The sequence below is a fragment of the Pseudomonas sp. SIMBA_067 genome (genome assembly GCF_046534675.1).
In the GTDB taxonomy this organism is placed as follows: domain Bacteria; phylum Pseudomonadota; class Gammaproteobacteria; order Pseudomonadales; family Pseudomonadaceae; genus Aquipseudomonas; species Aquipseudomonas putida.
In genome coordinates this window covers 1-233 of record NZ_JAWRYH010001419.1, presented here as the reverse complement: position 1 = coordinate 233, position 233 = coordinate 1, and the positions used below count along the sequence as shown (strand labels likewise).

Here is a 233-nt window from a genome sequence, read left to right as displayed (position 1 = left end):
CACCAACCGTACCCGTCTGGGCTATGCTGGCCTGAAGTTTGGCGAGGCGGGTTCGCTGGATTACGGACGTAACTACGGCCTGGTCTATGACGTGCTGAGTTAAACCGATATGCTGCCGTTCTTCGGCGGCGACTCCGGTTATACCGACGCCTTTCTCTCTGGCCGCTCAACCGGTGTGCTGACCTGGCGTAACAGCAATTTCTTTGGTCTGGTCGACGGCTTAAACCTTGCCG

The 233-nt window shown here is 57.5% G+C and carries 1 pseudogene; it reads left to right on the top strand.

Annotated elements, in window-relative coordinates:
* Window positions 1-16: 16 nt before the first annotated feature.
* A pseudogene (locus SB765_RS34070) lies at window positions 17-233 on the top strand (porin); the annotation flags it as partial.